Source organism: Solidesulfovibrio sp. C21, assembly GCF_047785625.1.
GTDB lineage: Bacteria > Desulfobacterota > Desulfovibrionia > Desulfovibrionales > Desulfovibrionaceae > Solidesulfovibrio.
In genome coordinates this window covers 17,383-29,641 of sequence record NZ_JBLODY010000052.1, presented here as the reverse complement: position 1 = coordinate 29,641, position 12,259 = coordinate 17,383, and the positions used below count along the sequence as shown (strand labels likewise).

Here is a 12,259-nt window from a genome sequence, read left to right as displayed (position 1 = left end):
GAGGGTGGGGGTCCGGGGGAGGGGACCCTTTTTTTCAAAAAAGGGTCCCCTCCCCCGGCAAACACGTCGCCCTAGTGCACGGTACCGCTGGTGGAGCCGGACGGGTTGCCGGTCGAGGCGAGGTTGGCGCTGAAGCGCTGCACGGCCGGGTCCTTGCGCCATTCGGAAAAGAGGTTGTCCCAGTCCGAAAACGACATGGTTTCCTGGTCGAGCTGGGCCTCGTGGCCGGACATCCAGACCGAGAAAAGCTGCATGAGCAGGGCCAGCGGCTTGCTGTCGAAGGCCTTGGCCACGGTGCCTATGGGGTAGTTGCCGCCTTCCATGGACTTGAACACGAATTCTCCCACCGACCGGCGGGAGCTTTCCATATCGATGGGCTGGCCGTTTATCCCGGCGATGAAACCGCCCAGATCCGGATACTCCGTCCGTAAGGCCGTCAGCTCCTCTTGCGGCACATCGAGGTGGACGACGCCATCCTGCTCCACGGCGAAGTAAAACCGGGCCCAGTGTTCGACCATGAACACGCGGAAGATTTCCTCGGCGGCTTTTTCCATAACATCCATGCGGTATGCTCCTTATGGCGCGACGCGGGGGCAGCGCGCGAAATGTCCCGGCGCGACCTGGATCAATTCCGGTTCGGTAGCGGCGCACTCGGGCACGGCCAACGCGCAACGGGGATGAAAGCGGCAGCCGTGGAGCGGCGCGGCCGGGTCCGGCGGATCACCGCTCAAGGGAACCGGAAGCCGGTGCGCCGGATCGATGATCGGGGCCGCCGCCAGAAGCGCCCTTGTATACGGATGCAGCGGCGCGTCGTAAAGCGCCTTGGCCGAGGCCAATTCCACCACCCGGCCCAGGTACATGACGGCCACCCGGTCGCTTAGGTGCCCCACCACGGCCAGATCGTGGGAAATAAAGAGATAGGCCAGCCCCAGCCGCTCCTTGAGGTCGGCCAGGAGGTTTATGACCTGGGCCTGGACCGAAACGTCGAGGGCGGAAACGGGCTCGTCGCACACGAGCAGCCGGGGTGAAAGGGCCAGCCCCCGGGCCACGGCCACCCGCTGGCGCTGGCCGCCGGAAAACTGGTGGGGAAAACGCCTGGCGTGCTCGGGCAAAAGCCCGACCAGGGAAAGCAGCTCCAGCACGCGCTCACGGCGTTTGGCCCGGCCCATGCCCGCCGCCCGCAGCCCTTCGGCCACGGACCAGCCGATGGGAAGGCGGGGATTGAGCGAGGCGAACGGGTCCTGGAAAATCATCTGCACCAGTCCCGGAAGTTTTCGGCGCATCTCGCGGCCGCCTTCCCAGGGATCGTGCCCGTCCAGGCGCACGCTGCCGACGCTTGGCGGCTCGAGCCCAACGGCCAGCCGGGCCAGCGTCGACTTGCCGCAGCCCGACTCGCCCACAAGCCCCAGCGTCTCGCCCGGGGCCACGGTCAGATCCACCCCGTCCACGGCCTTGACGGTCCGGGTCGCGGACGAAAAAAAGCCCTGGCGCGACACATAGTGCCGCCGCACGCCGATCAGATCCAGTACGGGGGCGGCCTCTTGAGGCTTCACGTCCTGTCTTTGAAGCGCATCCATGGCAACGTCTGCCTATAACCAAGCTAACCCATTAAAAAGTTTAGGAAGGGGAGAGCGCGAGAGGGGAGAACCCTTTTCAAAGGGTTTCCCCTCTCGCACTGTCTTCTCATAAAATTTACCCATACAGCCAACACCGCGCACGGCGGCCGTTGTCCAGGGTGAAAAAGGGCGGCGCTTCGTGGGCGCACGGCGCGAAGGCCCGGGGGCAGCGGGGATGAAAATGGCAGCCGGTCGGCAGAGCGGACAGGCTCGGCACCGTACCGGCGATGGGCGTCAGCCGACCCCGGTCGGACAGGCGCGGCAACGAGGCCAAAAGCCCCTGGCTGTAGGGATGGGCCGGGCCGTCGAAAAAGGCCCGCACCCCGGCGTATTCCACCACCCGGCCGGAATACATCACGGCCACGGCGTCGGCGGTCTGGGCCACCACGCCGAGGTTGTGGGTGATAAGCGCGATGGCCGTGCCGGAATCCCTGGTCAGGCCCAGCATGAGGTCGAGGATCTGGCGCTGCACCGTGACGTCGAGCGCCGTGGTCGGCTCGTCGGCGATGAGCAACTCCGGGGAAAGGATGAGCGCCATGGCGATCATGACCCGCTGGCGCTGGCCGCCGGAAAGTTCGTGGGGATAGGCGGAAAGCCGCTTCGAGACGTCCGGCAGGCCCACTCGGACCAGCATGGCGGCGGCGGCGTCCATGGCTTCCCGGCGGGAGGCTTTGCGGTGGATGCGCACCGGCTCGGACACCTGGTCGCCGATGGTGAGCACCGGATTAAGCGAGGTCATGGGTTCCTGGAAGATCATGGAGGCCCGGCTGCCGCGAATAGCCCGGCGTTCCCGCTCGGGCAGGGCCAGGATGTCCCGGCCGTCGAAAACCGCCTTGCCTGTCGTCACCCGCCCCGGTGGCGGCACGAGCCCCAGCACCGAAAGGGACAGCACCGTTTTGCCGCAACCCGACTCCCCGACCACGGCCATGACCTCGCCGCGTCCGATGGCGAGATCCACGCCGTCGACGGCCGTAAGCGGCCCTCCGGGGGAGTCGAAAACCGTGGTCAGGTTTTCAACGGATAAAAGGGCTTGCTGCATGGTCATGGCGTCCTGCCCCTTCCTACCGGCTTTGCCGGTCCCCAGCAAGGCGGGGGCCGACACCCGCAGCCATTTGTTTCTTGGCAATAAACGGCAAAACCGTTAGACACGCGGCATGTCTTTCCCCCCAGGTCTGCCGCATCTCCCCTTCCCCGCCACTGCGGGCTTTAGCAGCCGCATTGGTGCATGCATCCAAACGCCGCGCGCAAGGGGATTCCTCCATCTGGTCATCGCCGTCATGCTGGCGAGCGCCGGCTGTACCGGCACGGCGCACGCCACAACACAGCAAACAACAAGCAGTATCACCTACAATACGCCTATTCTGTCCATTTGGCGCGATCCAAATGCCTTTTTTGCCATTCAGCCCCCCTACGGCGAATTCCATTATATCGGCGAAGCCACGGTTCGTTCCGATGATGGCCGGCAAATCTTGCGGCTAAACGATCCTGGCGCCGCGCTCCTCAAGGCTGTCTTCCACGCCGCCGATGGCAACCCCGTTCGGATTCGCGTCAGCACCGTGGCCAAAGGCGTGCTCGTGGGCATCGACGACGTCTCCGCCACCCTGGAACCACTTTCGCCGGTCACACCAGCAAAATCCATCCCGTGAACACATCCTCCACACGCCCCCGAAATGCCTTTGCCGACTGGCCGTTATGGCTCGTACTGCTGCTTGCCGCGGCAATCCGCCTGTCGTTTCTCGACGCCATGGAACTGTGGTGGGACGAATTCGTGACGCTCGGCCGGTCGCTGCCCGCCATCCCCGCCCTGCTGTCGGGGCTTATGTACCAAAGCCCCTCGGCGGTCAGCACGGATTGCAGCCCGCCGCTGCACCACCTGCTCGTGCACGCGGCGCTCCAGTTCGGCCGGGAGGGGGCGATCATCCGGCTGCCGAGCGTTGTTTTCGGCTGCCTGTCCATCGCCAGCCTGATGGGACTGTGCAAGCTCTTGTACGGCCGACGCTGCGCCTTTGCCGGCGGTCTTTTTTGCGCGCTTGCCCTCTTTCACGTCTATTACTCACGGGACATTCGCTGGTACGGCGTCTATTACGGTTGCTCGCTGACCGCGCTTTACGCCCTGTACCGTGCGGTCACCGAGGACAAGACCTGGCAGTGGTGGCTCTTCTCCCTGGCCGCCGCCGCCAGTCTCTACGCTTCCTATGTCGCCGCCCCGGTGCTGGCCGGCGAAGGACTTTTCGTCGCCGGCATGGTGGCCGGGCGCTTCGCCCGGGGGGAACGTCGCGAGGCCAAACGGCTGCTGCTGCGGGCCCTCGCCGCCTTCGGCCTGACCGTCGTGCTGTACGCGCCCTGGCTGCCGGCCCAGTATTACGCCTACCTTTCCTTTCACGGCAACGGCCGGACCAATACCTTCGTGCTGACGGAATTCATGCGCAATGTGCGCTTTTTCCTGGAATACTTCTATCAGGGGCACTTCAACAATCTGTGGTTCGCCCTGCCCCTGGCCGCCCTCGGCTATCTTTTCGCCCTGCGCCGGGAAGGCAAAACCGGCGCCTGGATGATCCTGGCCTGGGGCGTGCCGCCCATTGCCGCCGCCTATGTGGTCAAAACGGATTTCTCCGTCTCGCCCAAATACGTCATGAGCGGATTTTATCTGCTCGCCTTCGGTCTGGCCTTCGGGGCCGAAGCGATCGCCCGGCTGCTGGAAAAGGCCCTGGCCTTCGCAAAGCCGCGCCTTCGGGCCACGGCAGGCTGGGGCGCCGTCCTGGCCCTCATTTTGACGGCCGCCGCCGCCAATTTCCATTATGCCACGTTTTACCAGGGGAAAATGGCGACGGACAAAGGTCCGCTCCGACAGGTCGCCTTGGCCCGCAACGACATCAATGCCGTGCTCTATGATAACGAACACAATTTCACCTTTGTCGGAAACTGGTACCTGGGCGATATCTTTCCCCAGGCCAGCGGGCGCTTCGGCCGCACCTACAAGCGCTATTATCTGCTGAGCGTCGGCCACCTCTCCCCGGCCTGGGCCCGGCCGCTTTTCAAGACCCAATCCTTCGACGTCCTGGTCGGCGGGCTGGTCAACCGCGCCCCGATCCCGGTCATCCCCGACACGGCCGGACAATTCCGCTATGCCGACGATTTTCGCGATTTCACGCTCTTTCACGACGCCTTCGCCACGGACAACGTCACGGCCGATCTCGGCGGCGGCGGACTGGTGCCGGCGGACATGACCCGGCCGGGGACCATCCTGTACGCCTTTTCCCTGGCCGATGCCCCCAGGGCCACGGCAGCGCGAGTCAACCTCACGGCGTATTGCCTCAAGCGCAACGCGTTTTTCCCCGACGCCTCGGCCACGGTTCTGGCCGGAAGCGATCCCGACCAACTGAAGCCTATCGGCCGGCTGGACGCCCTGTCCCCGCCCGGGCCGCCGGAAAAAAGCGCCGACTGGCGCGGCACCTACACCCATACGGCATCCTACGAGATTCCGGCGCGGGACCTTGGCGGCCCAATCGTCTACGTGGCCGTGACCGTTTCCGACGGCACCCGGGAGGGGATGGTCAAGACCACCGATGTGGCCATCGAAATCGACTGCGCAGGACCGCCGCCCGATCCGACGACGGCCCTGCGCCGACAGTGGCGCACGATCCTGTCCAACCTCGCCCCGGACCAGCGACCGGCTGGCGACGCGGCCGTGAGCCCCGGACGGCTCGTCGCCTTTTCCCGCAATCCGGACGTGTTCCCCCCGGATGCCGCTTCGGGCCTGAGAGTACCTGACGCCCGCCAGGCCTTTCTGGCCGCCCATCCCGGACTTTCACCGGTCCACGTCATCCGCGATGCCGCCGGCGCGCCTGTCTTGGAGCTTTACGACCCCTGGCTTGCCGATCCGTACCTGCATCTGGCCGGCGACGCCCGCATGGCCGTTTCGCTGCAGGAACCTCCTCTGGGCTACAAGGCCCCGGGCGACATGCAGCCGACTCTGGCCACGCTTGACGGCACCCCCCTGCCCCTGTCCTGCGGCCTGCCGTCACAGGCCACGGCCGTTTACGCACGGCAGGGACGAAGCTCCATCATCGCCAGGGAATTGTTCGATTTCGGCCAGTTCGCCCCCGGCGACTTTTACGCCATGCGCGACGTGCGGATTTTGCCCGACGCGCCGGCACTGACCTGCATGGGCAAAAAAGACTGTCAGGCCACCTACCGCTTCACCGCCCCCTACCCCATGAAGCGGCTGGTGGTGACGAGTTTCCCTTCCGTGTTCGGCGACGCCGGACGGCGAAACCGCTGCCGCCTCTCCGTATCGGCAAACGGCGGCCCCTTCGAAACGGTCTTCACCCTGCGCAGCCACGGCAGCGGCACATGGGAAAACGCGGGGAACCATCCCTTTGTGGATGCCGTGCCCCTGCCGCCCGGGACCACCGATGTCCGCGTCAGGCTGGGCATGGTCACCGACGGCAGCCAGTGGCAATCCAGCCCGCAGCTACCCATGACCTTCGAGATGTCCCTGGACACCGCCGGCATGCCGCCCCTGCCCCCGGCAACCGGCGAACTCGTCAACGCCACGCCCGGCAACCGGCCGGCGGCACTGTTTTTTTGCGACGCGCCGCCCGAGACCTTCGACCGCCTGCGGCCCGGGCTGACCGTCACGCCCTGGATGCGGCCCTTTTTCAGATGAGCCGACACCCCTTGCCTCACGCATTTCCACGCGTTATAAGCCCATAAAGGACCGTTCGTCTTTCCCAAGGAGGAAACCACATGAGCTCTCCGTATCGCTCGATGCCGACGACCCAGTCGCGCGTTGAGGTTTTGAATGCCTTCATGCGTGGCGTATACGGCTGGATGTGCATGGGCCTGCTCGTCACGGCCGCCGCGTCCGCCTTCGTTGTGTCGAGCCCGGCCATCATGCAGGCCGTCTTCACCAATCAGTTGATCTACATCGGCCTGATCATCGTCGAACTCGGCATGGTCGTGGGCCTGGCCGCCGCCATCAACCGCCTGTCCGCCACCGCCGCCACGAGCATGTTCCTGCTCTACAGCGCGCTCAACGGCGTCACGCTCTCGGTGATCTTCGTCATCTACGCCAAGGCCGTCATCATCAACGCCTTCCTGGTCTCGGCCGGCATGTTCGGGGCCATGAGCCTTTACGGCCTGCTCACCAAGCGCGACCTGACCTCCCTTGGCAGCTTCATGTTCATGGGCCTTATCGGCATCATCATCGCCTCCATCGTCAACATCTTCACCAAGAGCGCCATGATGGACTTCATCATCTCGTGCGTGGGCGTGCTGGTGTTCATCGGCCTTACCGCCTACGACACCCAGAAGCTCAAGGTGATGGGCGACATGGCCCCGGCCGATGACGCCACGGCCGTACGCCGGGGGACAATCCTCGGCGCGCTGACCCTCTACCTCGACTTCATCAACCTCTTCCTCATGATGCTGCGCCTTTTCAGCGGCTCCAACCGCAACTAACAGGGACAGCTTCCCGAGAGACGGCCGCCCCGGCCGCCGGCGCTTTTGCCGCGTCGACGGCCGGGGCGGACACGCTTTTTCTGTTTCCCCCCCCAGGCCCGCTATGATCCTTTTCCCCATGCCCACACTCCACCCCGGTCGCCTAAGCCACGCCCCAAGAAGGGCCCGCCGTGCGCAACGTCCGTAAACGGCAGCCAGGGCATACCCGGCCCAATGCCATGCTTTCCCGGCTGCCCGGGAAAACCGATCTGGCCGTCGCGGCCCTGTCCGCCCTGCTTGTGCCGCCCTCGAGGCTTTGGGCCCTTGGCCGACGCCTCAAGGCGAAGCTTCACGCCATGGGCCTGTGCCCGACCTGCCGGCCCAAAGCGCTCGCGGTTGGCGTCGGCGGCATGGCGGCCGAAAGCCGGGGGCGGGTGCTTCTGACCTCGTGGCTCCTCGGCTGGGCCAGGGCCAGGAATGTGGCCGTGGCCGTGGCCGCTTCCCCGGGCGACGGCCGGCCGCCGGTCGTGCCCTACCAGCTCACTCCCGGCGACGACTGCGACGTCACCGGCATCGAGGCGGCGCTTATCGTCGGCTACGCGCCGGATACGCGCCTGATCCTCGATACCGATCCCATCCGGGCGGCCAGAACCGCCGAGCGCACCTTCGCCCCGAAAATGCTGGTGCTCCAGGACGCCCTGGCCGATCCGCGCCTGAAAAAGGACATCGAGCTGGCCATCCTGACCGCCGACGACCTGGGGGCGGGCTGGGACCGGGTGTTTCCGGCCGGCCACTGGCGGCGCGACGCCTCGACCCTGGCCCAGGCCGACGCCTTTTGCGTCTTTGCCGGTCCCCTGGCCCAGCATGCCGCCCTGGAAGCGGCGAAAAAACGGCTGGCCCCGTTTGACAAACCCGTCTTCGGCCTGTCCTTCGACATCTGGCGCTGGCATGGTCCGGAAAAGGCCGTGGCCGGGGAGGAACTCGCCGGCGCGCCCTATGTCGCGGTGCTGGCCGAATCCGACCGCGAATTGCTGCCGGAGATGCTGCGACGCCAGATCGGCGTCGCGCCCCGCATCATCTTCTTCGTCCACGACCGGCATCGCTTCAGCCACCAGGATTTCGAAAACTTGCGCGCCGACGCCGCCCGGTTCAAGGCCAGAAACATCCTGACCGCGCCACGGCTGGCCCTGAAGCTGGCCCAGCATGGCGGCGTCCTGGACGGATACGCCATGTGGACCTATGATCCGGAGGTCGTCTTCGGGCCGTCCCTGACCGACGGCACCCCGTTTCTCACCTGGTGGGAGAAGGCGTTCGAGCAGGCCGCCCGCAAGCGGAACACGCCGTAAGGTCCGTTCACGAACAACACAGGATGGGAAAAACTTGTCTGACGAAAGCTTCTTCCCGGTCCCCTTCCCCGTCATTTTCTTCCTGAAAAAGGGAGGGAGATCCCTGTGCCCCCAATAAAAAGTTTAGGAAAGGGAGAGCGCGAGAGGGGAGAACCCTTTTCAAAGGGTTTCCCCTCTCGCATCGCCGTCCTTCCCCTTCTCTTCTTCCTATCCCTTCTCCTGACCGTGGCCTGCGGCCGGGAAAAAGGGCCCGAGGTACGCCTGGGCTTTATCGCCACCTTCAGCGGCGACGATTTCCGCACCGGCCGCGACACCCTGGAGGCGGCCCGCTTCGCGGTGGAACAGGCCAACAGGAACGGATTCCCGACCATCGACGGCAAGCCCTGCCACGTCAGCCTGTTCGTGGCCGACGACAAGGCCACGCCCGAGCAGGCGGCTACGGCCGTGCGCGATCTGGTCGAAAAAAAGCACGTCATGGCCATCATCGGCCCCTACTCCAGCGAAACGGCCAATGCCGCCGCCCTGGCCGCCGACGCGGCCGGCGTGCCCCTGATCGCACCCTCGGCCACAGCCGCCGTGGTCACGGCCGGCCGGCCCCACATCTTCCGCATCGCCTTCACCGACGCCTTCCAGGGTCAGGTCCTCGGCCGACTGGCCCGCAACAGCCTTGGCCTCGCCAGCGTCTCGGTCATCGCCAACCGCGACAACCTGTCGAGCATGTCCCTGACCGGCGCGTTCCTGAAAGCCTTTGCCGCCTGCGGCGGCACGGCGCGCGTCTTCTACTACGAGGACCGCACCCGGGACTTCGGCGGCATCGTGAAACAGGCCCTGGCCGACGCGCCCCAAGGCGTTTTCCTGCCCAATTCCAGCAAGGAAGCGGTGCTGACCGCCTTGGCACTGCGCCGGGCCGGCTTTCGCGGCACCCTGTTTGGCGGTGACGCCTGGAACGGGCCGGAAGTCTCGAGCCTCGCCGCCTTTGACGGCTCCTTTTTCGTGGACCACTGGCGCGAAGACTGCCCGCGCCCGGCCTCCAAAACCTACGCCGAGGCCTTTCGCCGCGAACGCCGCCACCCGCCCACGGAGATGGGAGCCCTGACCCAGGACGCCGTGGATGTCGTGCTGGCCGCCGTGGGAAAGGCCCGCTCCGTCGCCCCCGAAGCCGCGACCAAGGCCCTCATGGCCCTGCCGCCCCATAAGGGCGTCACCGGCACCTTCGACTTCGTGGACGACGGCAATCCGTCCAAATCCCTGCTCATCACCAAAGTCATCGGCAACGGCCAGACCAAAACCCAGGATCTCCCGCCACCCGGGCCATGCCCCAGGCAGTAAGACAGGAAAGGAAAGATGCCTCCGGCGGCCAGGGGGAAACTTTTTGAAAAAAGTTTCCCCCTGGACCCCCTTCAAAAACTTTCAAGGGTGATGGGGGGGAGATGAAGCACATTCCTTGTGGATGTGCGGAGGCGTTCACCACTCGGCCATCCGCGCTGCCTTACCAGGAAGCATTCCCTTGCATTGGATGGAGAGCCCCCTCCATGAGCGACTGCGCCTCTCGCATCGTTTCCGGGCATGGGATGTACCTCCGGGCCGGCATGAGACGTACCTCCAGGGCCGGCGGGGGGCGGGGCGGACGCGAAGGCGTATTCTTCAAATATGCGCCGCGCGCGGTTGCCCCGCCCCCCGCCGGCCGACCAGCCACAGAAACCAGCCCCCAAGACCGGCCACGACAACAAGCCTTACGGCCGGCGATGCCTTACGCGGCCGCGTTGTCCGAACCAAGCTCAAGATCAATCAATCCCGCTTCGCCCATGGCCCGCAGGAGGGCCATGCCCCCGCATTGGCGGCTGACGGCCGTTTGCGACCAGACATGGTCGGCCACGTATTTCCCGGAGGTGTAGGCTGTGGTGAAGCTCCACAGGTAGGGGCTCGGCACGCTCGGCCGGCGCAGCCGGTAGCCGAAGCCGTTGTAGCGCTCCAGCACATAGGCCGTGCCCGGCACGGACCAGTCGCCCCAGTCGTCGAGGCGGTGCAGGCAAAGCGCGTCGATGGCGCTTTCCTCCCAGGTGAAAGGCGGCTCCCCGGCCGCCGGGCGGCCGCGCGGCACGCGCACCGTGCGCGCGGTCAGCGCATCGCCGTTGTGCAGGTGGCGGTTGAAATCCTGGCCGGATTCCAGGCTGTGCAGGATGCCGACCACGTGGGCGGGAACGCCGGTCGCCGCCGACACGGCCCGGTAGCGGGCCATGGGGGCCTCGGCCCGGATGCGCGACGCCAGCCGGGAAACCAGGGCGGCCCGTTCGGGGCGGATGGCGGCCTTTGTGAAGATTGTCCGATATTCCCGGGACAATTGGTCGGTGAAAGCCAAACGCGACATGGAAACCTCTCCGGTTGCGGGTTGCATACTGCCGCAACCTTATGAGTCCATGCGAAGAGCGCGGCGTCAAGAGGCGAGGAAAGGAAGCGCCGCGAAGCACGGCGCAACGGCGGGCATGGGGGGAAACAGGGAAGCGGGGGAGAGGGAGGCCCGGCGGGGCTACACCGCCCAGGCGGCGCTGACCCGACGGCCGGCGAAAAAACGCATGGCCATCTCATAGGCCACGTTGACGTCCTTCATGGCCTCCTCGTCGCCGCCGAGGTCGGGATGGTAGATGCGGGCCATGTGGCGGTAGGCCACTTTGATCTCGTCCACGGAGCAGGGATAATCCAGGCACAGGATGTCGTAGGCGCACTTGAGGTTCATGCCGCCCCGGCGGGCCAGCGCCCGGGCCCTGGACTGCCGGTCCTCGTCCAGGCGAAATCCCTGGTTCGACCGTCTGGAGGCGGAGGCGCGGCCGGCCTGTCCCCGGCCCGGACCGGACTGGGCGGAAGCGCCCGAGGTGCCGAAGCGGGTCTCGCGCCGTTCGCCGCCGTTGCCGCCCGCGGAGGCGGTCCGGTGCGCGTTTTCGGCCTGGGGACGCTCCCGGAAGGACTCCCCGGCCGCGCCTTGGGACCGCGAGGAGGCGGAACCGTTGCGCGACGACCAGCGGCTCTCGCCGGCCCGATCCTTGGCCTCCGAGGCGGCGGAAGCGCGAAAGCGGGAGTGGGAGGCTCCGGCCTCGCTTCCGGCACTGGCGCGAAAGGTTCTTCCCTGGCCGGCCTCGGCCCTCGTCTCACTGGCGCCGGGGCGGGACCAGGAGCGAAAACGTTCGGAACCGGCCGACGTGGCCCCGGCGTGGGATTTTCCCGAGGCCCCCGGGGAACCGGCCGGGCCGGACTGGCCGGAACCGGTCGCCGCGCCGGAAGCGGCGGTACGGCCGCCCCCGCCCGGAGCCTTGTGTCCACCGCCGGCTGCCGCGCCCTGGCCGCGAAACGTCTGCTGCTGGGCCCTGGCCCGGGACTCGTGATGCCCATCGCCGCCGGTCGCGCCGGCATGGGGCCGGCCGCCGTTGCGGGCCATTTTCAGATTGCGCAGGACTTCCTGCAGATGGACGAGGATTTCCTGGAGGATGGTGCGCGTGCGGTTGAGCTGCAGTTCCAGGGCCTGCCAGTCCGTGCCGCCCGGCGTGGCCCCGGCCCTGGAACTTGTCTGACCTTGCATCTGTCTGTACATGATTGCCGCCCGCACCCCTTCGCAAATACCGCCAACGCGCTCCGAACATTCGCATCAGGAACACGCAACGGCTTGGTATATCAGATTATCCTGAATGAAAACGACAAGGTTCCCTAGTATTCCTACGCAATAGCCGCTGCCAGCGCAAGGCGTATTTCCCGGGCCCTTCGGTCACCCCGCCCGCTAGTGACAGGCGGCTTGGTTTTGATGTAAGGCTTTACGCGATACGACATAAGCCGCCTCGCCGGCCGTCAGGCCCCGCGAGCAATTCG

At 66.2% G+C, this 12,259-nt stretch carries 10 protein-coding genes; 5 read left to right on the top strand and 5 right to left on the bottom strand.

Going from position 1 to position 12,259, the window contains the following annotated elements; translation table 11 throughout:
- Positions 1–71 precede the first annotated feature (71 nt).
- From ACMZ6R_RS14595 to ACMZ6R_RS14585, 3 genes are all read right to left on the bottom strand, one after another.
- Positions 72–563 carry a hypothetical protein gene (locus ACMZ6R_RS14595; protein ID WP_416112720.1) on the bottom strand — a complete coding sequence of 164 codons (492 nt, stop codon included), beginning with the start codon at positions 561–563 and terminating at the stop codon, positions 72–74.
- Positions 564–575: 12 nt separating this feature from the next.
- A complete protein-coding gene (locus tag ACMZ6R_RS14590) occupies positions 576–1,577 on the bottom strand; it encodes an ABC transporter ATP-binding protein (protein ID WP_416112718.1) in 1,002 nt (333 codons plus the stop codon).
- A gap of 115 nt (positions 1,578–1,692) precedes the next feature.
- Entirely contained in the window at positions 1,693–2,655 is a 963-nt protein-coding gene (locus tag ACMZ6R_RS14585; protein WP_416112722.1) for an ABC transporter ATP-binding protein, read from the bottom strand.
- 238 nt (positions 2,656–2,893) lie between these two features.
- On the opposite strand from ACMZ6R_RS14585, the gene ACMZ6R_RS14580 reads away from it, so the two are divergent.
- From ACMZ6R_RS14580 to ACMZ6R_RS14560, 5 genes are all read left to right on the top strand, one after another.
- Positions 2,894–3,262 (top strand): hypothetical protein, encoded by a 369-nt coding sequence (locus tag ACMZ6R_RS14580; protein WP_416112716.1) that lies wholly within the window; start codon positions 2,894–2,896, stop codon positions 3,260–3,262.
- Positions 3,259–6,285 carry a glycosyltransferase family 39 protein gene (locus tag ACMZ6R_RS14575; RefSeq protein WP_416112714.1) on the top strand — a complete coding sequence of 1,009 codons (3,027 nt, stop codon included), beginning with the start codon at positions 3,259–3,261 and terminating at the stop codon, positions 6,283–6,285. Before ACMZ6R_RS14580 ends, ACMZ6R_RS14575 begins: the two co-directional genes overlap by 4 nt.
- An 80-nt stretch (positions 6,286–6,365) precedes the next feature.
- A complete protein-coding gene (locus ACMZ6R_RS14570) occupies positions 6,366–7,079 on the top strand; it encodes a Bax inhibitor-1/YccA family protein (RefSeq protein ID WP_416112712.1) in 714 nt (237 codons plus the stop codon).
- A gap of 170 nt (positions 7,080–7,249) precedes the next feature.
- Positions 7,250–8,404 (top strand): tetraacyldisaccharide 4'-kinase, encoded by a 1,155-nt coding sequence (locus ACMZ6R_RS14565; protein ID WP_416112710.1) that lies wholly within the window; start codon positions 7,250–7,252, stop codon positions 8,402–8,404.
- A 225-nt stretch (positions 8,405–8,629) separates the two neighbouring features.
- Positions 8,630–9,733 carry an ABC transporter substrate-binding protein gene (locus tag ACMZ6R_RS14560; protein ID WP_416112708.1) on the top strand — a complete coding sequence of 368 codons (1,104 nt, stop codon included), beginning with the start codon at positions 8,630–8,632 and terminating at the stop codon, positions 9,731–9,733.
- Between the two features lie 421 nt (positions 9,734–10,154).
- Here the strand turns inward: ACMZ6R_RS14560 and ACMZ6R_RS14555 are convergent, their stop codons facing one another.
- Both ACMZ6R_RS14555 and ACMZ6R_RS14550 read right to left on the bottom strand, forming a co-directional pair.
- Positions 10,155–10,772: a peptidoglycan-binding protein gene (locus tag ACMZ6R_RS14555; RefSeq protein WP_416112706.1), complete on the bottom strand. Its 618-nt coding sequence runs from the start codon at positions 10,770–10,772 to the stop codon at positions 10,155–10,157.
- Positions 10,773–10,931: 159 nt separating this feature from the next.
- Positions 10,932–11,987, bottom strand: a complete 1,056-nt coding sequence (locus tag ACMZ6R_RS14550; RefSeq protein WP_416112704.1) for a DnaJ domain-containing protein — start codon at positions 11,985–11,987, stop codon at positions 10,932–10,934.
- Positions 11,988–12,259 lie beyond the last annotated feature (272 nt).